At 61.2% G+C, this 25,784-nt stretch carries 19 protein-coding genes and 1 pseudogene; 9 read left to right on the top strand and 11 right to left on the bottom strand.

The genetic code is table 11. The features are described from left to right. Nucleotides 1-8 precede the first annotated feature (8 nt). The 4 genes from CLV65_RS05565 to CLV65_RS05550 all read left to right on the top strand — a co-directional run bounded on the left by CLV65_RS05565 (nt 9) and on the right by CLV65_RS05550 (nt 3,613). Nucleotides 9-692 (top strand): tRNA (cytidine(34)-2'-O)-methyltransferase, encoded by a 684-nt coding sequence (locus CLV65_RS05565; RefSeq protein ID WP_244569256.1) that lies wholly within the window; start codon nt 9-11, stop codon nt 690-692. 257 nt (nt 693-949) lie between these two features. Beyond that, nucleotides 950-1,222, top strand: a complete 273-nt coding sequence (locus CLV65_RS05560; RefSeq protein WP_094691889.1) for an ACT domain-containing protein — start codon at nt 950-952, stop codon at nt 1,220-1,222. Between the two features lie 88 nt (nt 1,223-1,310). Then, on the top strand, nt 1,311-2,675 hold the full coding sequence (locus tag CLV65_RS05555) for a PFL family protein (RefSeq protein ID WP_094691888.1): 1,365 nt from the start codon (nt 1,311-1,313) through the stop codon (nt 2,673-2,675). 146 nt (nt 2,676-2,821) lie between these two features. Next, nucleotides 2,822-3,613: a DeoR/GlpR family DNA-binding transcription regulator gene (locus tag CLV65_RS05550; protein ID WP_211278444.1), complete on the top strand. Its 792-nt coding sequence runs from the start codon at nt 2,822-2,824 to the stop codon at nt 3,611-3,613. An 18-nt stretch (nt 3,614-3,631) separates the two neighbouring features. On the opposite strand, the gene CLV65_RS05545 is transcribed toward CLV65_RS05550, so the two are convergent. Then, nucleotides 3,632-4,414 (bottom strand): polyprenol monophosphomannose synthase, encoded by a 783-nt coding sequence (locus CLV65_RS05545; protein WP_244569255.1) that lies wholly within the window; start codon nt 4,412-4,414, stop codon nt 3,632-3,634. A gap of 440 nt (nt 4,415-4,854) precedes the next feature. Between CLV65_RS05545 and CLV65_RS05540 the strand changes: the two genes are divergently transcribed. The 3 genes from CLV65_RS05540 (at nt 4,855) to CLV65_RS05530 (ending at nt 9,575) form a co-directional block, all read left to right on the top strand. Continuing rightward, entirely contained in the window at nt 4,855-5,571 is a 717-nt protein-coding gene (locus CLV65_RS05540; RefSeq protein ID WP_094691899.1) for a Crp/Fnr family transcriptional regulator, read from the top strand. 162 nt (nt 5,572-5,733) lie between these two features. Next, nucleotides 5,734-7,911 (top strand): transglycosylase domain-containing protein, encoded by a 2,178-nt coding sequence (locus CLV65_RS05535; protein WP_094691885.1) that lies wholly within the window; start codon nt 5,734-5,736, stop codon nt 7,909-7,911. A 263-nt stretch (nt 7,912-8,174) separates the two neighbouring features. Next, a complete protein-coding gene (locus CLV65_RS05530; protein ID WP_094691884.1) occupies nt 8,175-9,575 on the top strand; it encodes an NADH:flavin oxidoreductase/NADH oxidase in 1,401 nt (466 codons plus the stop codon). Nucleotides 9,576-9,656: 81 nt separating this feature from the next. Here the strand turns inward: CLV65_RS05530 and CLV65_RS05525 are convergent, their stop codons facing one another. The 10 genes and pseudogenes from CLV65_RS05525 to CLV65_RS05480 all read right to left on the bottom strand — a co-directional run bounded on the left by CLV65_RS05525 (nt 9,657) and on the right by CLV65_RS05480 (nt 23,491). After that, nucleotides 9,657-10,805, bottom strand: coding sequence for a quinone-dependent dihydroorotate dehydrogenase (locus tag CLV65_RS05525; RefSeq protein ID WP_094691883.1), 1,149 nt, complete (start codon nt 10,803-10,805; stop codon nt 9,657-9,659). Nucleotides 10,806-10,877: 72 nt separating this feature from the next. Continuing rightward, nucleotides 10,878-12,242 (bottom strand): lipoate--protein ligase family protein, encoded by a 1,365-nt coding sequence (locus tag CLV65_RS05520; protein WP_144441913.1) that lies wholly within the window; start codon nt 12,240-12,242, stop codon nt 10,878-10,880. A 20-nt stretch (nt 12,243-12,262) separates the two neighbouring features. Beyond that, nucleotides 12,263-13,300, bottom strand: a complete 1,038-nt coding sequence (locus CLV65_RS05515) for a 3-isopropylmalate dehydrogenase (RefSeq protein WP_094691898.1) — start codon at nt 13,298-13,300, stop codon at nt 12,263-12,265. A gap of 152 nt (nt 13,301-13,452) precedes the next feature. Then, nucleotides 13,453-16,176 carry a S9 family peptidase gene (locus CLV65_RS05510; protein ID WP_244569253.1) on the bottom strand — a complete coding sequence of 908 codons (2,724 nt, stop codon included), beginning with the start codon at nt 16,174-16,176 and terminating at the stop codon, nt 13,453-13,455. A 4-nt stretch (nt 16,177-16,180) separates the two neighbouring features. Further along, nucleotides 16,181-17,389 carry an App1 family protein phosphatidate phosphatase gene (locus CLV65_RS05505; protein WP_420848430.1) on the bottom strand — a complete coding sequence of 403 codons (1,209 nt, stop codon included), beginning with the start codon at nt 17,387-17,389 and terminating at the stop codon, nt 16,181-16,183. A gap of 354 nt (nt 17,390-17,743) precedes the next feature. Then, entirely contained in the window at nt 17,744-18,154 is a 411-nt protein-coding gene (gcvH, locus tag CLV65_RS05500) for a glycine cleavage system protein GcvH (RefSeq protein ID WP_094691881.1), read from the bottom strand. A 40-nt stretch (nt 18,155-18,194) separates the two neighbouring features. Then, nucleotides 18,195-20,744 carry a L,D-transpeptidase family protein gene (locus CLV65_RS05495; protein WP_100346278.1) on the bottom strand — a complete coding sequence of 850 codons (2,550 nt, stop codon included), beginning with the start codon at nt 20,742-20,744 and terminating at the stop codon, nt 18,195-18,197. After that, nucleotides 20,744-21,775: an NAD(+) diphosphatase gene (gene nudC / locus CLV65_RS05490; protein WP_094691895.1), complete on the bottom strand. Its 1,032-nt coding sequence runs from the start codon at nt 21,773-21,775 to the stop codon at nt 20,744-20,746. Before nudC ends, CLV65_RS05495 begins: the two co-directional genes overlap by 1 nt. A 216-nt stretch (nt 21,776-21,991) precedes the next feature. After that, a pseudogene (locus CLV65_RS05485) lies at nt 21,992-22,795 on the bottom strand (alpha/beta fold hydrolase); the annotation flags it as partial. A gap of 72 nt (nt 22,796-22,867) precedes the next feature. Further along, complete coding sequence (locus CLV65_RS05480) at nt 22,868-23,491, bottom strand: DUF4916 domain-containing protein (protein WP_094691879.1); 624 nt, start codon at nt 23,489-23,491, stop codon at nt 22,868-22,870. Between the two features lie 287 nt (nt 23,492-23,778). Between CLV65_RS05480 and trxA the strand changes: the two genes are divergently transcribed. Next, entirely contained in the window at nt 23,779-24,141 is a 363-nt protein-coding gene (gene trxA / locus CLV65_RS05475) for a thioredoxin (RefSeq protein ID WP_094691878.1), read from the top strand. Nucleotides 24,142-24,404: 263 nt separating this feature from the next. Then, nucleotides 24,405-25,448, top strand: a complete 1,044-nt coding sequence (locus CLV65_RS05470) for a resuscitation-promoting factor (protein WP_244569249.1) — start codon at nt 24,405-24,407, stop codon at nt 25,446-25,448. Nucleotides 25,449-25,784 lie beyond the last annotated feature (336 nt).

The following is a 25,784-nucleotide window of genomic DNA, read 5'->3' as shown; positions in this document are numbered from 1 at the left end:
TGTCTCATATGACTGAAAACGGCGAAAACAGAAGCACCACGGAAAGCGCTGCACTGGAAAACCACGTGGATGCAATGTTCGAATACGGCTACCGCAAATCAAACTACGGACCGGATGAACTCGTGACCGACGCCCACGGCAACCCCGTGACCGTAACCGACGCGATGCTGAGCATCGCAGACGCCGCCATAGCGCCCACATCCACGCCGCACCTGTGCTTCTACTCGCCGCGAATCCCCGGCAACACCGGATCGGCGATCCGCCTGTGCGCCATGACCGGCACGATCTTGCACATCATCGAACCAATCGGGTTCAATTTCAAAGACACCAAGCTGCGGCGCGCGGGCTTGGATTACCATGACATGGCGCATGTGGTAATCCACCCGGATTTTCAAAGCCTTGTCGACAGCATGCCTCATTCACGCATCATCGCGTTCACTGAAAAAGGCAGCAAACTCTACACTGACGTGGAGTATCGACCGGATGACATCCTTCTGTTCGGGCCGGAACCGGGCAATGTGCCCGAGCCGCACGACATCATGTTCGGGCCGCACGTCGCCGAGCAGGTGCGCCTGCCCATGCGCCCGATTACGAATGCCGCCCACCGCAAGCGCGACATGAACCTGGCGAACTGCGCATCCATCGCAACCTATGAGGCGTGGCGGCAGCTGGGGTTCAAGGGCGGCGAGTAAGGCACAGCGTGCCGCGCGCATGTGCGCCGCGCACCCTCGCACACGACACGTAAAACGGCATACGTAACGGTGTGCAACGGTGCCGATATACTGAGAAAAGCATGGAAATCGCGAGCGCCGCACACTGCGGTCGCCTATCGACGGCGCCTATTGCAACGCCAACGCACCGGCACCGCCCGCGGCATCCAATGCGCCCGCGAATTCACGTGCGCACAGCTTATTGCACAGCACCATCTAGGCATAATCCAGGAGTATCAATGAACAAGGCAATCATCACTGTGGTGGGCCAAGACACCGTCGGCATCATCGCAAAAGTCTGCACCTACCTGTCCGACCATGACATCAACGTCCTCGACATCTCGCAGACGATCATCGACGGTTTCTTCAACATGATGATGATTGTGGATTACTCGAACTCCACTGCGGACTTCGCCGATGTGGTCAACGACCTCGACAAGCTGGGCGAAGAAATCGGCGTGCGCATTCGCTGCCAGCGCGAGGAGATTTTCACGCGCATGCACCGCGTCTGAGCGTCTGAGCCTTAGGGCATGCATCGCGTCTAACAAACCGCGTCTGAAAATCTGAGCCTCGGAACTGAGCCTCGCGAAAGGATTTGCAATGCTGAACATCATGGAGGTCCACGAGACCAACAAAATGATCGAGCAGGAGCAGCTCGACGTGCGCACCATCACGATGGGCATTTCGCTGCTGGACTGCGCGACCGACAATCTCGAGGAAACCTGCTCGAAGATTTACACGAAAATCACCACGTATGCCAAGGACCTCGTCGCCACCGGCAAGGCGATCGAACGCGACTTCGGCATCCCGATCGTCAACAAGCGCATCACCGTAACGCCCGTCTCGCTCGTGGGCGGCGCGTGCTGCAAGACGCCGCAGGACTTCGTGCAGATCGCCCATGCGCTTGACCGCGCAGCCAAGGAAGTGGGCGTGGACCTGATCGGCGGCTACTCGGCGCTGGTGAGCAAGGGCATGACGCCGGCGGAGCGCCTGCTCATCGAATCCATCCCGCAAGCACTGACCGAGACCGACATCGTGTGCTCGTCCGTCAACGTGGGCTCCACCAAGACCGGCATCGACATGGATGCCGTGAGGATGGTGGGCGAAGCCGTCAAGCAGACCTCGATCAACACCGCCGACAACGACAGCTACGGTTGCGTGAAGTTCGTTGTGTTCTGCAACGCTCCCGACGACAACCCGTTCATGGCGGGCGGTTTCCACGGCGTGACCGAAGGCGACGCGGTGATCAACGTGGGCGTTTCCGGCCCGGGCGTGGTGTCTCGCGCGCTGGATGAGGCTCGTGGCAAGAGCTTCGAGGTGCTGTGCGAGACGATCAAGCGCACGGCGTTCAAGATCACGCGCGTCGGCCAACTTGTGGCGCAGGAGGCGTCGAAGCGTCTCGGCGTGCCTTTCGGCATCATCGATCTGTCGCTGGCGCCTACGCCCGCCGAGCATGATTCCATCGGCGAAATCTTGGAGAAGTGCGGCATCGCGGAAGTCGGCGCCCCCGGCACGACTGCCGCGCTGGCGTTGCTCAACGATCAGGTGAAGAAGGGCGGCATCATGGCGTCGTCCTATGTGGGCGGTCTTTCCGGTGCGTTTATTCCGGTGTCCGAGGATGCCACGATGATCCGCGCTGCCCGTTCCGGCTGCCTGAAGATCGAGAAGCTCGAAGCAATGACGTGCGTGTGCTCCGTCGGCCTTGATATGATCGCCATCCCCGGCGACACCACCGCCGCCACGATTTCGGGCATTATTGCCGACGAAGCCGCCATCGGCATGGTCAACCAGAAGACGACCGCCGTGCGCGTGATCCCCGTCGCCGGCAAGGGCGTGGGTGACGAGGCTGAGTTCGGTGGACTCATGGGCTATGCGCCGATCATGCCGGTCAACACCGTGAGCTGCGAGGAGTTCGTGAACCGCGGCGGCAGGATTCCCGCACCGATTCACTCGTTCAAGAACTGATTGCCACTGATTGCACTCTGCGACTGACTGCAGGCTGCTGCAGGTTGCAACGCCCGGCGCGAATGGGCTGATGCCCCAGGCGCCGGGCGTTTTGTTGTGCGGTGTTGGTGGAATCACGGGCGAAAACGTTCGTTTCTGTGCCGACTCTGTGCCATAATACTGTTATGATTTCCTCCCAACGGCAACAGTATATTCTGCGCAGGCTGCGCACGCACGGCACCGTGCGCTGCGTTGACCTCGCGCGGGATTTGGACGTGTCGCCCATGACCGTGCGCCGCGACATTGCCGTTCTGGAAGGCAAGGGACTGCTCAAGCGCGTGCATGGCGGCGCCGTCACAACGGGCACCCTCATGAGCGAACCGATGTTCGCAGCGACGAACCATAAAGAAATCGGAGACAAAGAAGCCATCGCCAAGGCGGCGGTCGACCTCGTCTCCCCCGGCGATGTCATTGGCATCGGCGGCGGTTCGACCACTTACCTTTTTGCACAGTATCTTTTTGAATCCGATAAATCCGCAGGCATCACCGTGCTCACGAATTCGCTGCCGGTTGCCGACCTCGTCGAGGGCTTGGACAACCGCGACGTGGAAGTGATTGTCACGGGCGGCGTCACGACGCGTTTCAAATCCCTGATCGGCCCCATCGCCAACAAGGTCATTGGCTCACTGCGCGTCAACAAGCTGTTCCTCGGCGCCCATGCGGTATCGGTGCCACGCGGGTTCCTTACGCCCAATTCGTTGGAATCCAGCACAAACGCGGCATTCATCGCCATTGCAGATCACACCATCATGCTGGCGGACCACACGAAATGGTCCAACACCTCGCTGTCGCTTTTCGCAACATTCGATGACGTCGAGACGATCATCACCGATTCGGCGCTGCCCGAGGCGAGCTTGGAAGAGACGAAAAAGCTCGTGCCCAACGTCATCGTCAGCTAAACGGACTGGGCTCTACGCCTATTTTCGCTGCGCGGCACTCGTCTTGCGAGCGCGCTTGTAGTCGCCGGCATGGAACAGCCGTTGCAATCCCCAATGCGTGACCGCGCACATGGCCTCGACCACAATCGCCTTGCTCATCTTCGACTTGCCGCGTGTGCGCTCAACGAACACAATCGGCACTTCTACGATCGTGCCGCCCGCCTGATGCACGCGTCTGGTCATATCAACCTGGAACACATAGCCATTGGCGCGCACGGTATCAAGATGAAGCCGCTGCATGATGCTGGCACGGTAAGCGCGGAAACCAGCGGTCATGTCATGCACCGGCACCCCCAGGCACAGACGCGAATACCACGAACCACACCGCGAGATGAGATCGCGGTACACCGGCCAATTCTCGGTGGAACCACCCCGCACGCGACGCGACCCGATGACCAAATCCACATCCGGGCGCTGGTCGATCGTGCGAATCAGCTGAGGAAGGTCCTGCGGGCGGTGGGAACCATCCATGTCCATTTCGCACACCACATCGTATTGATGCAACAGCGCCCATTGGAATCCCGCCAGATACGCTGGCCCCAGACCGTTCTTCGTCTTGCGATGAATCACATGGAGCCGGGGATTCTTGGCAGCCATCTGCTCTGCCAGCTTGCCGGTGCCATCCGGCGAGGAATCATCGACCACAAGCACTTCCACGTTCGTGCAATTGTTCATGATGCCCCCGATGGTGGGCTGAAGGTTCTCCCGTTCGTTGTAAGTCGGCATAATGACGATGACGCGATGCGTGCTCGTGTATGGCATGCCCATCCCTGCTTTCACTGGTCTGGTTCCGAAGTATGGTTCCCTGGTCTCGTTCCCCGGTCTGGCGTTTCCCCTCCGCAGGACGGCGTGCCTCGACGGCGCGCCTATGCCGCACGCTTGTGTCGCGCTGAGGAAGGCGTGAGGCCGAGCGTCTCCGCAGACCTGCGGAAATTCTTCCCCTACTTTACACTGCATTACACGCTGAGCCAGTCGCCCCGGCGCTAGGATGGTATGAGTCAGGCTTCCGGAGGAACATACATATGGTAACTTCGTCACAATCCTCGCAGCACAACGCAGCACAGCAGGGCGCCGTGCACCAGGCAGCCATGCAGCGTCCCGCGATGCAGCGCGGCGCCGCGTCGCCAGTGCAACAGGGCACCGCAACGGCAGCAGCGAGCGCACAGCGCTCCGACACGCAACGTCCACGACAGCCCCTGCACATGCTCGCGCCCAACGCACTGCCCTTCGAGGAAGCCGATCTTCTGCTAGGCACGGCGTTGTTCGCCCAAGTGCCGCCCGACGAAGCCGCCCAGCTGATTCCTCACATGCAGCATCACACCTATGCCAAGGGGGAGTTCATATTCCGCCAAGGCGACACCGACAAGCGCATGTACGTCATCGAACGCGGGCGCATCAAGCTCACGCGCGAATCCGACGACCACCGCATCCAGCTGCTGTCGATATCGGCGGCAGGCGAGATTCTGGGCGAAATCCCCGTGTTCGACCCCCATGGTGGCCCACGCACCGCGAGCGCCGTCGCCATGATCGACGGCGTTTCCATCGCATCCCTGGATCACGACACCCTGTTTTCATGGCTCAACGACCATCCGCGCGTGGCCGTGGACATGCTGCAGGTGCTCGCCAACCGCATGAGGCTCAACAACGAGCACATTTCTGATCTTGTGTTCATGGATGTGCCCGGCCGCCTTGCCAAAACGCTGCTTGATCTTGCCAAGCGCTTCGGCAAGCCGACGGAAGCCGGCATCGCCGTGCCCCACGACCTCACGCAAGAAGAACTGGCGCAGCTAGTGGGCACCTCGCGCGAAACAGTCAACAAGGCGCTCATGGATTTCACGAATCGCGGATGGATTGCGCGGCAAGGCCGCACCATCGTCATCTATCAGCCCGGGCAATTGATCCGACGTGCACACCGCTGACACCGCGCGTGATGCTGGCGTTCGCCGAAATTTTCGCAAATTCCCCGGAGAGTTCCAGATACGACGCCAAATGTGGAGAGATTGTGCCGTTTGTCTTGCATTTGGCTGAAAATTGCCTCTTCCCGACTCAAAAGGTAGAGCTCCACCCATAAAATGGGGCACATGTCTAAGAAGAAGCAAAAGCAAGCCAAGGAACACAAGAACGTTTTCGTTCTGCTGCTCGCATATGTTTTATGCATCATGGCAGGCGGATTCGTGACCTCTGGTTTCTTGCTGCCGTTCGCGATGGTCACCGACCAGGTGGCGGAATCGGCAAGCCCGTCGCTCGCCGTCTCCAACATCGACTTCAACCCCAACAACCTGCCGCAGCAGTCCAAGATGTATGCGGCGGACGGCACGACGCTCATCGCGACGTTCTACACGCAGAACCGAATCGTCGTGGACCTGTCTCATGTCTCGAAGTACATGCAGCAGGCGGTTGTAGCACGCGAGGACCGGCGCTTCTTCCAGCATTCCGGCGTTGATGTGCAGGGCGTGCTGCGCGCATTCGTGCAGACATACGTCAAGGGCGGCGACACGCAGGGCGGTTCGACGCTGACGCAGCAGTACGTCAAGAACATGCTCATCAACCAGGCGACGGAGAACGACGATCCGATCGGCGCGTATCACGCTTCCGAAGACACCATTGCCCGCAAGCTCAAGGAAATGCTCATTTCGCTGCAACTGGAGCAGAAGTATTCCAAGAGCGAGATTTTGCAGGGATACTTGAACATCGCGCAGTTCGGCACGAGCGTGTATGGCGTGGAGACCGCCGCCGAGCATTACTTCTCGAAATCTGCCGCAGACCTCACTCTCGGCGAGGCGGCAACGATTGCGTCCATCACCAAGAACCCGGCCGCATACGACCCCACGGTGAACCCGGACGCAGCGCAAAAACAACGAGACATCGTGCTTGATCTGATGGTCGAATGCGGATTCGTGTCGCAGGACGAGGCAAACGCCGCCAAGGCTGAGAACATGAGCGACATGCTGCATGTCAAGGACGTGCCCGTCGGCTGCCAGACCGCTGGAAACGCTGCCTTCTTCTGCGATTACGTCGTGCATCAGATCGAGAATTCCGACACATTCGGCCAGACCGCCGAAGAGCGCCAGAAGCTGCTGTATCAGGGCGGCCTCACCATTTACACAACGATGGACGTGGATGCCGAGAACCTCGCCAACCAAGCGGTGCGCAACGGAATTCCGGAAAACGATCCCTCTGGCTTTGAAGCGGCGCTGGCGTCCGTGGAGCCAGGCACGGGCAAGGTCATCGCCCTGGCGATCAACCGCACATACAACGCGCTGGCGACCGCCGACGGCACCGAGACCGCCATCAATTACGCCGTTGACCAGAAGGACGGGGGCGGCGGCGGCTGGCAGACCGGTTCGACGTTCAAGGTCATCAACCTCACCTCATGGCTCGCCAACGGATATGGCGCACGAGTCCCCCTGCCGACCGCCATGGCGTATGACACCGGCGGATTCGAGTGCAACCATGAGGCACAGACCACATGGAGCGTGCACAACTTCGGCGGCGGTACCGTGAACCCCGAAACCCCGGAGCAGGCACTCATCATGTCGCACAACACCACGCAGGCCACGCTCGGCCAGCGTCTGGGCCTGTGCAAGATCGCCGACACCGCCACGTCCATGGGTTACAAGAACTCCAGCGCGGCAACGCCTGACATCCATGACACGATCGCCCCGACCGACCTCATCGGTGGTCACAACGGCGCCTCGCCTCTCACGATGGCGACCGTCTTCGCCACCATCGCCGCCAAGGGCGTGCACTGCGATCCGATCGCCATCACGCGCGTGACGAACTCCTCCGGCCAGGACATGGCCGTGCCCAGCGCCAACTGCTCGCAGGCGGTTCCGGAGAACGTCGCGCAGACCGTGGCGTACATCATGAACGAAGGTGTGCAGCGAGGCGCGGCAACATCAGCCAAGCTCAACAACAATGTCAAGACCTTCGCCAAGACCGGTACCGCAGATAACTGGTACATGTTGACCGGTGGATTCGTCACCGGGCTTTCCACTTATGTTGCAACAGGCAACGAGGAGAAGCTCGAATCCTGGGACGGCATGACGATCAACGGACGCACGAGGTCCTTCTGGGATGGTAGTTACATCGCAACGCCTATCTGGAAGGAATTCATGAACAACTACATCGCCACTGGCAAGGTGCAGCATGACGACAACTACGGCACGGCGGACCAATCCCTGCTGAGCACCAACTCCAACGGCACGTGGTCGACGACCACCACCAGCTACGGCATGAAGCAGGTCAAGGTCAGCTGACCCAGCAGGTTGCCGCGCATCAACATGAGGCAGCAACCTGAGGCACAACGGCGACACCATGAAAGGGCCGCGCAACGAATCCCCGTTGCGCGGCCCTTCGCATATCCGCGCATGGTGGACGCATCCCCTGCCGGCTTTGCGCCGCCATGCGCACGACCGCCTGCGCAGCCGCTTGCGCGCAAGGTGAATTTCGGTTGAACTCCAGTGATTGAACAATCGCCGGCTCTATACTTATGTGGGGAAATGCGTAAGAAAGGAATGCGATGAGCAAACACCATGAACAGGACCTCGTCGACGAGGTCAGCGGCGCACCGAAGACCGTGACCGTGGATGAGCCCAGCGGCGTGGAATCCGTGGAAGCGCTGGCGCAGGAAGCCGCACGCAAAGCGAAGAAAGCCAAGAAGGCGGAACGCGAAAAGCTCAAGGCTGAGCGCAAGGCCGCCAAGAAGGCGGCGAAGAAGGGCAAGAAGGCCAAGGACACCAAGGATGACAAAGCCGCCAAGGAGTCCAAGAAAGGCTTCGCCACGCGCGACGAGGATGCCGCAGAACTGCCCGACGGCGAATCCCCCAAGCTGTTCGAACCGCTGACACTGCGTTCGGTGACGTTCCGCAACCGCATCTGGATGCCGCCGATGGACACGTATTCCGTGTTCGCGCAGGATGGCAAGCCCACGCCGTTCCACTACCAGCACTATGTGTCGCGTGCGATGGGCGGCTTCGGCCTTATCATCGCGGAATCCACCGCTGTGGCGCCGGAAGGCCGCATCTCGCCCAATGATGTGGGTCTGTGGGATGACTCGCAGATCGACGCCTGGCGCTGGATTGTCGCGGATGTGAAGAAGGCCGGCGCGGTGGCCGGCGTGCAGCTTAACCATGGCGGGCGCAAGGCCTCCACCGGTTCGTTCTCACTGGGATACATCAACGAGACCGTGCCGTCCGACAAGGGTGGCTGGCAGCCGCTGGCGCCGTCGCCGATCCCGTTCGGCAAGTGCACCATCCCCGTCGAGATGACGACCGACCAGATTCATGCTGTCGTCGACCAATTCCGCGCCGCTGCGCAACGCGCCGTGTGGGCGGGATTCCAAGTGGTGGAGATTCACGCTGCGCACGGCTATCTGCTCAGCGAATTCCTCGACCCGCTGTCGAACCATCGCACCGATGAGTATGGCGGCAGCTTCGAGAACCGCATCCGCCTGCTTGTGGAGGTCGTGGACGCGGTGCGTGGCGTGCTGCCGGATGAGCTCCCGCTGTTCGTGCGCGTCTCCGCCACCGATTGGTCCGTCGAAAAGGGTTCGTGGGACCTGAAGCAGACCATCGCCCTGTCGCATGCGCTCAAGGAGCATGGCGTGGATCTGATGGATGTGTCCACGGGCGGCATCATCGCCGGTGTGACGATTCCCGCGGCGCCGAATTACCAAGTGCCGTTCAGCGATGCGGTGCATCATCAGGCGAGCATCCCCACCACTGCCGTGGGTCTTATCACCGATGCCGTGCAGGCTGAGAAGATCGTGCGATCCGACCAGGCGAGCGCCGTCGAGATCGGCCGCGCGGCATTGCGCGATCCGTACTGGCCGCTGCGCGCCGCAGCCGAACTGGGCGTGAGCAAGCAGGATGCGCCGTACCAGCCGCAGTATGTGCGCGGGGCTTACGGCACCACCCGCTAATACCGGGAAACCAGCCGCCGCAACATTATGAATGATGCCCGTCAAGCACATGCCTGACGGGCATCATCGTATCGAAAACGGCTATGCGTCCACGCCCACTGCTTCGGCGACGCTGTTAAAGCCATCAAGCCGCAGCAATTGCGCCAATCCGCGTTTCAGCGAGGCGATGTTCTGCGGCCCCAGATACATGAGCGACGAGACGAATTGCACGATGCTCGCCCCGTTGCGAATCTTGCGATATGCATCCTCAGCGGTGAACACCCCACCGATGCCGGCGATGACAAACCGCTGCCCATACTCGCGATACACCTGCGCCACCAGCTCGTCGCTGTCACCTTTGCATGGCAAGCCGGACAGCCCGCCCTGCCAATCCTTGGGCACATCAAGCCCGGTGCGGTCCTTCTGCAGGTTCGCCAACGACACGCCCTGCACCTTGTGATCGGCGAGCACATCCAGCAGATCGCGCATCTGCGGCCATGTCTTGTTGAGCGGCATCTTCACCAGCAACGGCTGGGGGTGATCGATGCCATCCAATGCCGTGAAGAGGCGGTCGAGATTGCGCGGATCGTCGGTGAACGGCTCCCCTGCCATCGTATTGGGGCATGACACGTTGATCTCGATGATGTCGGTGCGGCCGGCGGCGCGACGCAGCGACGTGCAATAATCCTCGATGCCTTCGTCCAGGTCGCCGCACAAACGGTCGTTCGTGCGGGCCAGCGAAATGGACATGCGCATCTCGCCGCACTGCGTCCACGCCTTCTCAGCGCGGCGGATGACCGTGCGCGAACCATCGTTGGCAAGACCTGCATGCACGACCATGCTGTGGTATTGCGGCAGGCGGTGGAACCAAGGGCGTGGGTTGCCCGGGCAGGGACGGGATGTGGTGCTTCCCACGGTTTCGAAGCCGAATCCTGCGGCATCAAGCACGGTGGGCAGGTCGCAATCCTTGTCAAGGCCTGCGGTGAGTCCGAACGGATTGTTGAACGGCACACCCATCACCGTCGTTTCCAAAAGCGGATCAGTGTAATCAAGCATCTGCCGCAACGTCCACATGAGGGGCTTGTTATGCCCCGCCGCACGGCAGAAATCAATCATCAAGGAATGCGCATCATCCGGCTTCATTGCAAACAGGGCTTTTTTCGCGATTTTTTGATAGCCGAAGGCAAACAGATTGGTGCTCAGTTTGTTGAAAGCATCCTTCGCCGGCGATTCAACGGTATACGCTGTCATATCAATCCTTTCGGCTCGGGTTCTCGCCCGCTTGTGGCGGCGAGACGCGGGGCATGCCGCCTGACTTCCCCGTCAGGCCGTGTCGGGTTTCGTGCACACATTCTCTTCGATTGTAGCCCCGTAGATTTGGTGCGCCGCAATCACGTGCGCGCCCGGAAGCAGGGCAAGCGCATGCTCACGCAAAGCCATGGTCGCCTCGGCGCAGGTCATGGGATTGCCAGCTGCGGCAAGCTGATGGCGCAACGGGTCGACGCGCTTGGCCGCCGACGCCACATGCTTGCCACGCAGTTTTTCGGCGGATACGCGCAGCACTCGCACCATCATCGCCGCATCCATGTCATAGGCAAGCGTCACATGATGCAGAAAACAGCCGCCACCAGCGGTTCCGGAACGTGCGAGAAAACGGCGCGAGGCTCCCCCACCGATCTTCCCTGCGGGGGATGCGATGTCATTGACCGGTTCATGGGAGGCGTGCACGCCAAGGTCACGCAAGGCATGCACCAGCCATTCGTCGCATAATGCGTAGGCGTGCAATGGGTCAAGCCCGCGCACGAAACTCAGCGGCGCATACAGAGAATACGTGATGGTATCGGCAGGTTCCACCACCATCGTGCCGCCGCCGGTGCAGCGGCGCACGATGTGGAATCCTTCGCACTGCGCCGCCTGCACATTGACCTGCGCCTGCTCGGATTGGTAGGCGCCCAGCACAATCGCCTTGCCACCCCATCGCCAAAACCGCACGAATGGCGGCAATTCACCATCGGCGACCCGCTGGGCGAGCGTCGCATCGAGGTCCATCTGTCGTTGAGGCGCCAATGGCTCAGGATCGGTCACCACGCCCCATGGCGATTCCTGCCACCGCGATTGCAATGGCGTCGGGACTGCCATTCGCCCGGTGTGGTCGTCGCACGAATCGCACGGCTGCCCCAGCTGCGGCTGCGACAGCAACTGAGGCAGCGGCTGCGCGGAATCCGCGGTCTCACCACTTGGTGTCATCGCATCATCTGACGCCGTTGCCCCACTCGGTGCCATTTCGTCGCTCGGCGTCATTTCACCACCCGGCGTCATTGCCAGATAGGCGCGCGCCGCAGCAATCACCACGGCCTCAGGAGCCACGCCCACCAAGACCTGCCCTATGGCGAATTCACGCCATGCAGGCAATACACGCGCTTGCAATGCCTCGACGGCATCGGCATGGGGATCTGCGAGCGCCGCCACGATTGCGTCTTGCAGCACGCAAAGCGCCCGGGAAGCGGCGTCATCAGTCGTGGCGAAAAAATCGCCATCGATGCGTGCGCTTTCCGGGCGTATGTCATTGCCCCACCCCAGGCTCACCCCTATGAGCTTGCCGCCGAGCGTCTTGCATTCGCCGCGAGTGACAGACGCAGCGGATGTGCAAGTCTCGGCACAAGCCATGCGACGGGAGGCAGGAACCATGGGCATGGTGGGGGTTAAGGCTACAGGCGGGCGAGGATGTCCTGGCCGACCTCGTGCGTGCTGCGCTTCGTGGAGCCGGACTCCAGGATGTCGGCCTGCACTGCGGCGTCGATGCGCTCTGCCTGCTCGTCGAAGCCAAGGTGGCGCAGAAGCATGGCGGTCGACAGAATCGCAGCGGTCGGATTGGCGATGCCCTTGCCAGCGATGTCGGGAGCGGAGCCGTGAATCGGCTCGAACATGGACGGGTATTCGTTCGTCGCATTGATGTTGCCGGATGCGGAGTAGCCCACGCCACCGACGACTGCGCCGGCCTCATCCGTGAGGATGTCGCCAAACAGGTTGTCGGTGAGGATCACGTCGAAACGGCTCGGATCGGTGACCAGGAAGATTGTGGCGGCGTCCACATGCAGGTAATCATGCTCGACTTCGGGGAATTCCGCGCCGACCTTGTCAACGACGCGCTGCCACATGTCGCCGGCGTTCGTCAGCACGTTCTTCTTGTGCACGAGCGTCACATGCTTCTTGCGCTTCATGGCCAGCTGGAATGCGTAGCGTGCCACGCGCTCAGCGCCGAACCACGTGTTGATGGAGACCTCGGTCGCCACTTCGTTCGGGGTGTTGCGACGGACTGCGCCGCCAGCACCGCAATACAGGCCTTCCGTGCCTTCGCGCACGACGACGAAATCGATGTCACCAGGGTTGGCGAGCGGCGAGGTGACGCCCTTGTACAGCTTGGAGGGACGCAGGTTGATGTACTGGTCAAGCGCGAAACGCAGCTTGAGCAGCAGGCCGCGCTCAAGGATGCCTGCCTTGATGCGCGGATCGCCGACGGCGCCCAGCAGGATGGCGTCCTGCTTCTTGATGAGCTCGAGGTCCTCGTCCGGCAGAATCGTGCCGTCCTTGAGGTAGCGCTCGGCGCCCAGGTCGAAGTTCGTGTAATTGAATTCCACGACCCCTTCGGTGGCCTTTTCCAGCACGGCCTGAGCCTCCGGAGTGATTTCCTTACCAATGCCGTCGCCAGGAATGACGGCGATGTTGTATGTCTTCTTCTGTGCCATAACACCGAGCTTAGGCGCGGCGGCGGGTGCGGCGGCGAAACGTATCGCCTGCTGGACACGCGGCGCCATCAGACGCCGCGCAAGCGTCATCGGCGCCGCGCGGCAGCACCACCAATGCCGCGTGCGGTGGCGCCACCGCAGCCCTCATACCGTCACCGTGTGATGCCCATGGTGGCGAGGGTCCAGGCGTTTTCTTCGCTGACCTGCTCCCACTGGTGGTAGCGGCCACTGCCACCGCCGTGCCCCGCTTCGATTTCGATACGTGCGATTGCATCGGCTCCGACTGCGCCTTCCTGCAGGCGCGCCATCCATTTGAGCGGTTCCACATACAGCACACGCGTGTCGTTCATCGACGTGGTGATGAACATGTGCGGGAAGTGCGTCGTGCCGTAGCGGGCATTGCGTTCGGCGGCGGTCATCGTGTTTTCGTAAGGCGAATACGACTTCATGTACCGGTAGATCGCGGGGTTGTGCACCGGATCGCCCCATTCGTCCCATTCCGTCACAGTCAGGGGCAGGTCGGGGTCGAGCATGGATGTCAGCGCGTCGACGAACGGCACATCCGCCTCGATGCCGGCATACAGGTACGGCGCCATGTTGGCAATCGCCCCCATGAGCAGACCGCCCGCCGAACCGCCGCACGCCACGGTGCGCGAGCGCGCCACCCATCCTTGCGCCTGCAAGGCAGCCGTGACGTCAATGAAATCGGTGAAAGTGGCAATCTTATGGTCACGCCGACCTTGCTCATACCATGCGCGGCCCATCTCTCCGCCGCCGCGCACATGCGCAAGCGCATACACCACGCCGCGATCGAGCAGGCTGGGGCGCGCCACGGAGAACCCCGGATCCGAGCTGATGCCATAAGCGCCATAGCCGGTGACGAACATCGCCGGAGCCTGCGGATTATCCTGCGAAAGCCACGCATCCGCCGTCTGGGCATCCCCTGCGGCGTTTGCACAAGCCGCACGATTCGCCGCAATCATCGATTCCACGGACGGTGCCACGATATGCAGCTCATCAGCAGGCGCGGTGTCTGCAGATCCTGCAAATTCCGCAGACCCTGCAGATTCCGCAGATCCCTGTGTGCTTGCCGCACCCGCTGCACGCCGCGCCTGCACATCATCCGCGGCAGTGTCGAGCGCCGGAGCCATGCCACGCCGCCATACCAGCGACACCGGCACGTTCTGCCCGTCGCGGGCACGCACCCATACGCGCATTTCACGGTATGCCGACGCATCGTACGTTGGCACTTCGCGCTTTCGGAGCACGGTGTCGACGCCCGTCAGCACATCCAGCTGATGCAACTGCACCGGGGTCGTGAAACTCATGAAGGAGTAGCGCACCGACGGCGCCTCATACGAAGGATTCTCTACGAAACCGATGTTGTAGAGCTTGGTTTCACACGCGCTGGCGTCCGCGGCGGAATCTGCGACATCTGGCAACACGGGCGTGAACTCCCACGGTTTGCCGTCAAGGAATGCACGGCGCGCGGCTGATTTCTTCATGACCGCGATATGCGGCATGCCATCCGCGCGATATTCCAATGTGACGAAATGGCGGTACATGCCGATGCCGTCGATGCGCAAGCCGGAAAGCCCTTGCAAAATGGCCGGATTGCGCGGATCGGTGAAGGGCGTGTCCACCGGCAACGCGCGCTGCGATGCGTCAGCTTTCTCACATCCCGCGGGACTGCCGACCGCAATCACCTGCCCTTCGCCAAGGGCGTAGGGCGGTTTGTGCGACCGCATGTCAATCACGTCGATTTCGAAATTGGGATTGGTGACGTTGTGAATGACCAGAGCAACGGGGATGGTGCCGGCACCAGCGACCCCCTCAGCACCCTCAGCACCCTCAGCTTCAAAAGAAGCAAAGCTCACGTCATACTCCACGTCCTGCCGACGGGGAATGAATGGCACAAATTCGCCAGTGGGGTCGTCCACCGGCAGCAGCAGCACTTCGGTGGTCGTCTTGGAATCGGTCTCGATGACGATGCGCGTCTCATCGAAAGACATTCCCACGCCCACCCAGAAGCGTTCGTCGTTTTCACGCCACGCCTCCTGGTCCTCGGACACGGGCGTGCCCACGCGATGCCGCCACACGGAATATGGGCGCCATGCCTCGTCCACTTTCGTGTAAAACACCCATTGTCCGTCCGGGGTGATCATGCCACCCGATGCCACACCATCGATGTGTTCAGGCAGGTCCTGCCCCGTGGCAAGGTCGCGTATGCGCAGGTCATAGCGTTCGTCGCCGTGCACATCCACCCCATAGAGCATCCACCGGCCGTTGCGGCTCAGGTCCATGCCTCCCACGCGGAAGAAATCATGCCCCTGCGCCTCTTTGTTGGAGTCGAAGATGACTTCCTCGCCAGGCAGCGGCGCATCGGGGTCGACGTGCGGGGCGGTCCAGTCATCGTCGCCCTGCACCGGCACGCGGCAGCTCATGCCGTATTGTTCGCCTTCGTGCGTGCGGCCGAAGTACCAGTAGCCATGCACCCGCACTGGCACGGACATATCCGTTTCGTGCACACGGCCGCGCAATTCGCCTGTCAACGTCTTCGTCAGATCACGGTACGGCACCATGCGGCGGGCGAACAGCTCGTTCTGCTCCGTCACGTAGCGCGTCACATCCGGCGATGACTTGTCGCGCATCCACTCATAGGAGTCGACGAACACATCGCCTTGCGCCTCGCGGCGGCTGGGTTCACGCCGCGCCTGGGGATACCCTGCAGCGGTGGCGGCGGGCAATGCCCCGTGTTGCGTGGATTCATCACCGTTGCTGGCCATCGCATCGCCGCTGTTAATCGCATCATCGCTATTCATCGCATCATCGCTATTCATCGCGTCACCGCTGTTCATCGCATCATCATTGCTCATCGCGTCATCGCTTCCATTCCTGCGCCAACGTATATATGAACGGCATCATCGCGCGGGCGAGCACATCGCCCGTCGTGCCATAAAACACGGGCACATCCACTTGAGGCATCGCCTGGGCGGAGTCGATGCAACCGCGACGGCGCACCTGGCGCAAGCCGATTGCCGCCACGCGCCCGGGATATTTCTTCGCGATCGTCGCATACGTCGTGGGGTCGGACTGGCCGTCATCCCCCAGCAGAATGAAACGCATATTGGGAAAATCGCTCATGAGCTGATCGGCGAACTCCAGCTTATGCTGCACGCCCGTGGGCACAAAGGTCTTGGGACGCGGATCGAAGTCACGCAACAGCAGCGGCCCCTGCGGATAGCCGTTCGCACGGATCAGGTGGCGAATGCTGCTCTCGACATTCCATGGCGACGTCGACAGATAGAAAAACGGCGCGCCTGGCAACGCTTCCCGCATCTTTTGATAGAAATCAGGCATCCCCGGCACGGCGCGGCGACGGTAGGGGCTGCGGAACAGCATGTTGAACACCGCGCTCCACAGGCGCGGCACGTCGGTAATCATGATCGTGTCGTCCACATCCGAGATGATTCCCACGCTCGCATTGGTGGGAATCACCATCAGCTGGGAATGCACGGCGTTGCGGTTGCCCACCATGTACTCGACATCATGCACGCCGGGCTTCAGACGGCGTTGGATGAGAAGGTCGAGGTAGCCTTGGGAGTCCGATGCGATGGACGCACTGCTGCGCACCAGCGACGGATCGAGATGGTCGAAGGCCTCCGACGAACCGATCTGCACTGCAAGCACGGGAACCCCGTCGATGCTCACCGCCACGCGCACATGCCCGGCCGGCACCATGAATGCCTGCCGGATGCCTGCGTGCACCGGACGCCGCTCCTGGCCTTGCGGCGCGTAAGTGGTGCGGCAGATAAGCCGCGAAAACACCGTCGTGCCATATCCCACGTATGGTTCCACACGCGGAATCCATCCCATGCGACGTGCTTCGCGCGCTGAAATCCGGGTCCACAGGCCAAAGCCGAAAGTGGCGGCGCGACGCGCCAACTGCACAGGCGTCGGCTTGTTTTCAATGCTTTCCTCGTCAGAAACGTTGTCGAACAGCGTCTCCACGCGCCGAGCGAGAATCGGGGTATCCGGCATCAGGTCGACGATGGAGCCATCCTGCGCTTTCGTCATCGGCAATTCCATCGTCGGCGATTCCGCCGCCTGCGCAGCATCCGCCGCAGCGTTTGCCTGCCCGCGCTCGGCGTCTGCCACCGCGGCATCCGGCGCTTCCGACGCACTGCTACCCGGCATGCCTTTGACCGGCGCGCCCTTGCCCCCGCCTAATGCAGCGTCCGGTGCAGCTATGTCAGACGAACCGGCGGCGTGGGACACACCGGTCTTTGAATCGTCGCTGTGCAGACTGGCGCCGGCCAGTTTGCGAGCCAGCTCCTCAGCCTTGGGTATCTTTGCAAGGGTCTCGGAGTCAGGCTGCAGGGAGAAGCCTTTGTGAGGCCTCTTCCTGTGAAATCTCCCCAATCGTGTCATAATGCCGTTGCCTCATCCCTGGCTTTTTGCAAATTCCTCGTATTCATCAGCATTCATCAGACCGTCATCAGCAGTAGGCGCGCCGCCGTCCAACGTGACCTTCACCAACCATCCGTCGCCATACGGATCTGCATTGACAATCGTTGGATCCTCGTCCGCCATGTCGTTGACCTGCGTCACTTCGCCGGAGACAGGGCTCACAAACGGCGAGATGGACTTACCCGATTCAATGTCGAACGATTCCTCGCCCGCCTCCAGCGCATCCCCAATCGAAGGCATGTCTATGTACACAAGCTTGCCCAACTGGTCCGCGGCATACGCAGTGATGCCCAGCGTGACGGTGCCGTCGGCTTCTTCTCGCACCCAGGCATGGCCTTTCGAATAGAGAAGGTCCTGGGGCAACTGCTGCTGTGTCTGTGTCATGGCTCCAGCCTACTCGATTGGGTCAGCTACACCAACGGCATCAATGCGATGACGCCGTTGGTGTAGCTGATGACGATGGCGCCGCGGACGAGGATGACGCAGAGGCAGACGGCGTGTTGTTATTGTTGTTGTCCTTGGCCTTGTCTTTGTCCTTGCTGCTGTCCGAATCCTTGTTGTCCGAATCCTTGTTGTCGGAATCCTTGTTGTCGGAATCCTTGTTGTCTTTATCGGAATCGTCGTCTTTGTCGGAGTCGTCGTTGCGCGCCGGCTGGGTGGGAGTGCCACCGGAGACCACCACCACGACATCATTCTTCACGTTGTCATACACCCACTTGGCGTCGGCTGACGACATGTAGATGCACCCGTGCGTGGACGGCATGCCTTTTGTAATGGACTCCTGATCCCAGTCAGCGCCCAGGATCGCCACGTCGCCGTTGTAATACGTAATCCACTGCGGGTTGTTGGACCCGGTGTCTTCGCCCACAACAGCGCCGGACTCCGCGCGATCCCACACGAAATACGTGCCGGTGACCGTAGCAGAACCAGCAGTGCCGGTGGAGATGTCGATCTTCTTGACTTCGGTGCTGCCGTTGGAAACGGTGAGCGTCTGCTGCGTCAAGTCCACCTGCACCCACATGTCACCGTTGGCGCCGGTGAGATTGCGTGTCTGCGTCTGCGTCTTGTAATCGGTGACCTGCGCGCCCACGGTGATCTTGCCACCGTTGCCGTCCTGGAGAATGGTCAGAATTTGCGAACCGACGGTGGAGGTGTCGTTGACCTGCACGCCTTTCTTGCCGCTTTGCAATGTGCCCAGCTGCTTACCGGTGCTGTCTTTGACGATGATCTCATCAGTGGCGTCGCGGTTGAGCTGCCCCGAGACGGAATCCGCCACGTATTGGTCGATGGCGGATGAATCGTAATCCAGCGAAATCGAACCTTGGTCAAGATCCGTCGTCAAGGTAATCCACGACGCAACCGTCGAAACGGGAATCGTCATGCTTGTGCCGCCGTCAGTGCGCAGCACAACCGGATTGTTGAGCCTTTGGTTCGCCTGATCGCAGATGCTGGATGCGGTCTGCGTCGTCACGGTGGCGGTGCCATCCCGAACGGTGGTCGTCGCCGAATGTGCGGTTCCAGGATCGGCGAGCGCCTGCGACACCGCGTCCTTCACCGGGGTCAGGTCAACGGTCTTGCCGTCTTTGCTGTCGGTGTAGGTGTAGCGGGACAGGTCCTTGTTGTAGGCGACGGTGGCGTTTTCCAAACGCTGGTCTTCGTCAATCATCGCATCCGTGAGGTAGGTGAGCATTGTGCTTTCGTCGATGGAAGCGTCAAGGGCGGCGCTGCGGCGAGCGAAAGGATTGATGCGCTCGAAGAATCCACCGAATGAATTCGCCGGTTTGGTGGCGAGTATGTCGCTCACGGTTTTGTCGACATCCACTGTCACGCCCAGGTCATTGAGCGTGGAGACGACGGTGGTGTCCCCGCCTGTCACCGATACGGTGGTCTGCCCTGCGATCGTCTGGACTTCGGAACGCGCTTGCGACTCAGTCATGCCGCCCAGGTCCGTTCCGCCCAGGCTCACGCCCGGCGCCACACGATTGGCGTAGTGGAAATGGAGGAACAGAATGCCGCCGAGCATCACCAGCACGATTGCGGCGAATATGATCGCCCACGTGGTCATGCGCTTGCGCTGGGTGGTTTGCTTGCCGGGAAGTGCAAGGCTTGTCGCCTCTTCCGGCTCATTCATGATCGAATTCCACTCATCGGAGGCGTCCTGAATATCAGACGTATCCCGAAGATCAGCCATGCTCTGAACGCCGGTTGCCATCTGGTCTTCCGACGCATCGGCACTGTGCGGGGTCTCGGACTGGAAATCCGCGAGGTGCGCGTTCGCATCCTGAGAATCCGTCACCGCGGAACCAGCGAACGACTCATCAGAGAAAGGATCATATGCTTGCGTCTGCTCAGCAGGCGTGGGCTCGGGAACCTGCTGTGTCAGCGGGGCCTGGGGAACCGGAGCCTGGGGAACCGGAGCTTGGGGAACCGGAGCCTGAGGAACCGGAGGCACCGAAGCCTGGATAGGAGCCTGGGGAACCGGAGGAACCGTGGGTGCAAACGACTGGGGCTGCTCGTCAGCCGCTGGCGTAAATGATTCCGTCTGAGCGAACAACGGCACAAAGGCCTGCGTCTCCTCCAATGCCGACGGTTGTCCCGACTGTGCAGGCGGCACCGGTTGCGCGGGCAACACCGGCTGCGCCGGTTGCACAGGATGTGCGGCTGGCACGGGCCGCGACGCTTGCTCCGACGGCGTCAAAGGCGGGACCGACAGCGGTGCCGCAGGCTGTGCGGGAGGGACCGGCGGCGCCGGTTCGTCGATGAATTCGAACGGATTGTAGGCCTGCGTTGCCTCAGGGTCCTGAGTCACCTCAGGAACAGCGAAAGCGCTGCCATCCGCCCCCGATGCATCAGGATTCGCACTCACCGGCACAACAGGCGGCATCTCTTCCGGCGCCTTGGCGGCAGCCTCGCCATGCGTTCCGCTGTCAGCGGGGCCGGCTTGCAGGTAGTCGTTGTTCTCGTCCTCGCCCATCACAGCTCCTTGCCATACCATTGGGACAACATATATCGTGCGATTGCGGCGCGACCCGGCAGGGTCACTTCGTCACGGGCAATCGCGGCGGTCAGGTCATCGCGGCTCATCCACCGTGCGTCGGCGACTTCCACGCCGTCCACATGCACGTCCTCGCTCTGCGCATACGCCACGAATCCCGCCATCAGGGATGCGGGGAACGGCCACACTTGCGACCCCATGTACTTCACGTCCGCAAGCTTCACACCGGTTTCTTCTTCGCACTCACGGCGCACTGCGTGTTCCAGGCTCTCCCCGGCCTCCACGAAGCCCGCGCACACGGAATACAGGTTGCCGCGGAACGCCGTGTTGTGCTGCAACAGCACGCGGTCATGCGAATCAATGACCATCGTGATGACCGCAGGCTCGATGCGGGGGAACAGCAGACGGTTGCCGTCCGCCTTGTTGGTGCACCGCTGTGCCCAACCGCAGTTGGCTGGCTCCACGGGGCTTGCGCAGCACGGGCAGAACCGCTGGGAGGCATGCCATGCGCCCAGGCTCACCGCTCGCACGGCGAGGCCAGCATCCAATGACGGCGCGGCGGGCGCGAAATCACGCAAATCGCACCAATCGAAACGCTTGCTCGCCAATTCGGCAAACATCAGCTTGTGTGCGGAGGAATCGTCGGCGATGGTGCCGAAATCGTTGTCGGCGCTCACATGTCGCGCATCCGGCGCGGCGTCCATCGAACGGGAGATGTCCACCGCCACATAATGATGGCGCTGCCCGCCCACGGTGTGCGTGCCCATGAACATCACAACGGCACCATGCGCCTGTGCGATGGCGTCGGCGACATAATCCGCCGGAAGCATCGCCAGCCGCGGATTCGCGCGGCTCGCCTTGGGCACCGCCACCAGTCCATGAGACACCAGGAACACCTGGGTCGCGCGGTCAGCCATGATCTCGTCCAAGAAACCAGGCTTCTCACGGTCCGCCGTGCGGTCATCCACCACATCCTGCGCCAGCGGCAGGCGTGCCAACGGCTGGATCATGGCAATCGGAGAAATAAGATGGCTCCCCCGGAACACTGGCGCCGCATCAGAGGCTGCAGCGGTCGGAGCAGCTGCGTCGCCTCCGTCAGATGCGCCACCATCCGCCGTGGCGCTCGTGAACGGGGCGAGCGCAGCATCCACATCATCACCCTGCGGATGCAAACGCATCTGCTCGTCGCACACGCGCCGGTAGGTGGTGAGCAATGCCGCCGCGACCTCACGGGGCTTTTCAAAGCAGCTGAAATGACCGGCGTCATCGATTTGCGTGAAGTCCACGTGGGTGTTGCGCATCAGCGGCGCCAGCGTGCGCATCATCGCCGGGTTGCTCGAAGGATCCCTTTCGCCGCTCACCAAGCCGGCAGGCACTCGCAACGCTTCCAACTGATCGGTTTCGTCGCGGCGGCCTGCTGCCATGAGCTCGCGCCATGCCACGCCTGCAGGGGTCTGTTCATTGATCCACCGGGTGAAGGTATTGATGAACGCGTCGGATTTCTTGAAGTCCGAGTCGCCCTCATGGGGCTGGGCAAAATGCATGACCGATGCCACGCTATGGGTTTCCCAGCATTCATGGGCGATGCGAATGCGGTCGGCGCGGGCCTCGGGGCCATCGTTGGCAGACTTGGAGTCCACGATTGCCAAACCGGCGACTGCCTGCGGGAACAGACGGTGAATCGCGAGCGCCAGATACGCACCCATCGAAATGCCCACGAAAAAAGCACGCTCATGACCATTGGCGGTGAGCACCTGATCGACGATGGCACGCGCCATGTTGTCCATCGCCTCGGCATACGCGCCATCGTCATCCACGGCGCCGGTGTCTTGCATCGACGGCACCGGGCTCTCGCCGGCGCCCGGCATGTCAGGGGCATAGATGGGGAACGGCTCGAATCCCTGAGCGTCGGCTTGCTCTATCAAAGCCTGCGCGCAATCATCCCACACGCGATGGTCGATGGGGAAAGCATGAAGCAGAACGACAGGAATGGAGCCGCCGTCTCGGTACGAGGTCGTAGCAATGCGCATCCTGAAGTGCCCTCCTTAGGCTTGAGTCCAATCGCTTCAACTTTACCCACCAGCATGGAAACCGCTTGAATTTCAGACGATGCCCGCCCACATAAGCCCAGCGCGGATGATGCGCCCGCAGCCGTTGGGCACCTGTTCGTAGAAGTCCGGCTGCATCGCGTCTTCCGGATTGCACCATTCGACGTCCAGCGCCTCATCCTGCGGTTTGCAATCGCCGGCCATCGGCACGACATAGCACAATGCAATCGCATGCTGGCGCGGATCGAAATAATCGCTGGCGCCAGGAGTCGGGAAGAACTCCGCCACGGTGAACGGCGTCATGGTGGCGGGCAGCACGGGTAGCGCGAGGTCGCCCAGATCACGGGCGATGTTGCGGCGCACCGCGTTGCGAATCGTCTCGTGGAACAGCACGCGCCCCGCCACGAGCGTGCGCGTGATGGTGCCATCGTCGTCCACCGCCAGCAGCGTGCCCACTTGCGTCACATGCCCCGTTTCGTCAGTGCGCACAGGCACCACCACGACGTAGGGAATCGGGATTTCGCCGCGCACACGCGAAATCTCGGTGTCGCTGAGCCACCCCGGGGGCGTGCCGCCGGCATTCACCACATCGTCCGGAGTGATGTGGTCGAACTCGCCGCGCTTGCGCTTGGCGTCGAAGTCATCATCATCCGGCACTTCATCATTAAGAACAGCCATGTCCCCATTATCCGTGTTCATAGCGCGAGCCACAAATATCGTTGCCGTGACATCACGTATGCCGCTGGCAGCGTAATTTCGAGTGCTTCATTGACTTTTCCCAGACCGCCGAGGAACATTGACCTCAGTGATTGTCCCAGCGGTGGAGCAACGCCTGGCCGCGCTTCCGGGCATGGCCCGCAACACACAGCCGCGCGCAAACACAACAGCACAATCAAAGACATGCATGCCGCGCATGCAATGAACAAGCAAACGTATGTAGTTGCAGTAAGTAGTAAGGAGCGATTATGGCAACCCACGAGATCACCAGCGCCAATCTTGCCGATGCCGTAGAGAAAAACGATGTGGTCCTTCTGGACTTCTGGGCCACCTGGTGCCCGCCGTGCCGTGCCTTCGGCCCCGTGTATGAGCAGGCTTCCGAGCAGCACCCGGACGTGTTCTTCGGCAAGGTGGACGTCGATCAGCAGCAAGAGCTTGCCGCGCAAGCGCAGATCAGCGCCGTGCCCACTCTCATCGTGTTCAAGAAGGGGCAGGTCGTCTACAGCGGCGCCGGCGCCTTGGGCTCCGAGCAGCTCGAGGATCTGATCGGCCAGGCCATCGCCTTGGAGATTCCCGACGAGGCAGCGGACGACGCCGCCGACGCCCAGTGAACGCTCGGCTGGTTGCCTGCAAACATCCAGCCGGCGCAACACGCGCATATGTAACGCACTGACGCGATTCACTGCGTGAAACCATTGAAATTCCAACGGTTTTCAAGCATTGGGTCGCGTCATTTTTTGCATACGTCACGCGTTGAGCTTAGGATTATTGACCAGTACAGATAACCGCTGATGCGAAATACACAGGGATAACGGGAACACCGGCAGTTAGACCTGCTAGGCAGCAGGATCTGCAAGGATTGGAGTTTACCTATATGTCTACCAGCCATCGACTTCCCAAGCAGCCTTTCTACAAACGGCTGAGCATTCGGCAGTGGAAGGTGACGGGTGTCACGGCAATGACGCTCGTGGCGGTGCTCGCCATGGGAGCCTCCAGCGAAGCGGCGGTCACGCGTCATACCACGGTGCTTGCGGATTCCTCCGCGGATGCCTACTCGGTGAATGACATCACCGGAGCCGCATCCCGTGACACAATTCGTGAAGCCATCGCCAAGCATGAGAACGGCGCCACCGACGCAACGGTCTTCGCCACCGTCGTCATCGACGGCCAGACGAAAATCGTCTCGTCCGACACGGCGTTCACGGACGTGCGCAGCGTGCTCGAAGCGGGCAACATCACGCTCGCCAAGGGCGACACCGTCTCGCCCGGGCTCGACGCAGCGGTCGATGAATCGACGGTTATCACCATCACGAGCGCAGACTCCGATGTGGTGACCGAGGATTCCGACATCGACTTCAATACGGTCACGAAGGAAGACCCGACGCTCGACAAGGGCACGACGAAGGTGGAGTCCGAAGGCGCCAAGGGCGTCATGGAAACCGTGAGCCTCGTGAGCAAGACCGGCGACACCGTGACGTCGAAGAACACGCTGAGCTCGTATGTGAAGACCGCTCCGCAAGATCGCGTCGTGCTCGTGGGCACGAAGACGACGAGCAGCGCATCCACGACATCAGGCGGCAGCTCCAGCTCCGCATCGCTGGGCGTGACGACACCTGCCAGCGAAATGCAGTCGTGGGCGCATGACTATCTCATCAGCAACGGCTACACGGAAAACGACTTCACCGCCCTCGTCTTCATCATCTCCCATGAATCCGGCTGGCGTGTCAACGCAACGAACGCATCCTCCGGCGCCTATGGCTTGCCTCAGGCACTGCCTGGCTCCAAGATGTCATCCGCCGGCGCCGATTGGCAGACGAATTACCAGACGCAGATCAAGTGGTTCGTTGGCTACTGCAACGGTCGTTACGGCGGCATCACGGCAGCCTACAATCACTGGATTGCCAACGGCAGCTACTGATTGCCGAACAAAATCCTGATGATTCATGCGGCTTGACCCTAGCGGTCAAGCCGCTATTTGTTTCCCTATCTGTTTCTCTGACCGTCGTTTGTTTTCGCCCGTCCCCATGTCATCCCGCAGCCGCACCACAGCCGCCGCGCAGCTCTGCAGCCCCACATCTCCATACCCCTCATCCCACAACCCCACAGCCCCACAACCCCACAGCCACGCAGCCTCACCACAACCGCGCAGCCGATAAATAGGCATATAGGAACCAAAGTTATTGCTTTAGACTTCTCGTTCAGGTGTTGAAGACGGGCATGTGCAGGTCGGTCCATTCGATTGAGGTGCCGGGTT

Origin of the sequence: Pseudoscardovia suis (assembly GCF_002797875.1) — a bacterium.
Taxonomy (GTDB): domain Bacteria; phylum Actinomycetota; class Actinomycetes; order Actinomycetales; family Bifidobacteriaceae; genus Pseudoscardovia; species Pseudoscardovia suis.
Note: the sequence above shows the minus strand (reverse complement) of the source record. Positions and strands in the feature narration are given on the sequence as shown.

Coding starts and splice junctions, on each gene's coding strand:
- CLV65_RS05565 (WP_244569256.1), top strand. CDS start 9: ATGACTGAAAACGGCGAAAACAGAAGCACCACGGAAAGCGCTGCACTG.
- CLV65_RS05560 (WP_094691889.1), top strand. CDS start 950: ATGAACAAGGCAATCATCACTGTGGTGGGCCAAGACACCGTCGGCATC.
- CLV65_RS05555 (WP_094691888.1), top strand. CDS start 1,311: ATGCTGAACATCATGGAGGTCCACGAGACCAACAAAATGATCGAGCAG.
- CLV65_RS05545 (WP_244569255.1), bottom strand. CDS start 4,414: ATGCCATACACGAGCACGCATCGCGTCATCGTCATTATGCCGACTTAC.
- CLV65_RS05540 (WP_094691899.1), top strand. CDS start 4,855: ATGCTCGCGCCCAACGCACTGCCCTTCGAGGAAGCCGATCTTCTGCTA.
- CLV65_RS05535 (WP_094691885.1), top strand. CDS start 5,734: ATGTCTAAGAAGAAGCAAAAGCAAGCCAAGGAACACAAGAACGTTTTC.
- CLV65_RS05530 (WP_094691884.1), top strand. CDS start 8,175: ATGAGCAAACACCATGAACAGGACCTCGTCGACGAGGTCAGCGGCGCA.
- CLV65_RS05525 (WP_094691883.1), bottom strand. CDS start 10,805: ATGACAGCGTATACCGTTGAATCGCCGGCGAAGGATGCTTTCAACAAA.
- CLV65_RS05520 (WP_144441913.1), bottom strand. CDS start 12,242: ATGGTTCCTGCCTCCCGTCGCATGGCTTGTGCCGAGACTTGCACATCC.
- CLV65_RS05515 (WP_094691898.1), bottom strand. CDS start 13,300: ATGGCACAGAAGAAGACATACAACATCGCCGTCATTCCTGGCGACGGC.
- CLV65_RS05510 (WP_244569253.1), bottom strand. CDS start 16,176: ATGAGCAATGATGATGCGATGAACAGCGGTGACGCGATGAATAGCGAT.
- CLV65_RS05505 (WP_420848430.1), bottom strand. CDS start 17,389: ATGGAATTGCCGATGACGAAAGCGCAGGATGGCTCCATCGTCGACCTG.
- gcvH (WP_094691881.1), bottom strand. CDS start 18,154: ATGACACAGACACAGCAGCAGTTGCCCCAGGACCTTCTCTATTCGAAA.
- CLV65_RS05495 (WP_100346278.1), bottom strand. CDS start 20,744: ATGGGCGAGGACGAGAACAACGACTACCTGCAAGCCGGCCCCGCTGAC.
- nudC (WP_094691895.1), bottom strand. CDS start 21,775: ATGATCCAGCCGTTGGCACGCCTGCCGCTGGCGCAGGATGTGGTGGAT.
- CLV65_RS05480 (WP_094691879.1), bottom strand. CDS start 23,491: ATGGCTGTTCTTAATGATGAAGTGCCGGATGATGATGACTTCGACGCC.
- trxA (WP_094691878.1), top strand. CDS start 23,779: ATGGCAACCCACGAGATCACCAGCGCCAATCTTGCCGATGCCGTAGAG.
- CLV65_RS05470 (WP_244569249.1), top strand. CDS start 24,405: ATGTCTACCAGCCATCGACTTCCCAAGCAGCCTTTCTACAAACGGCTG.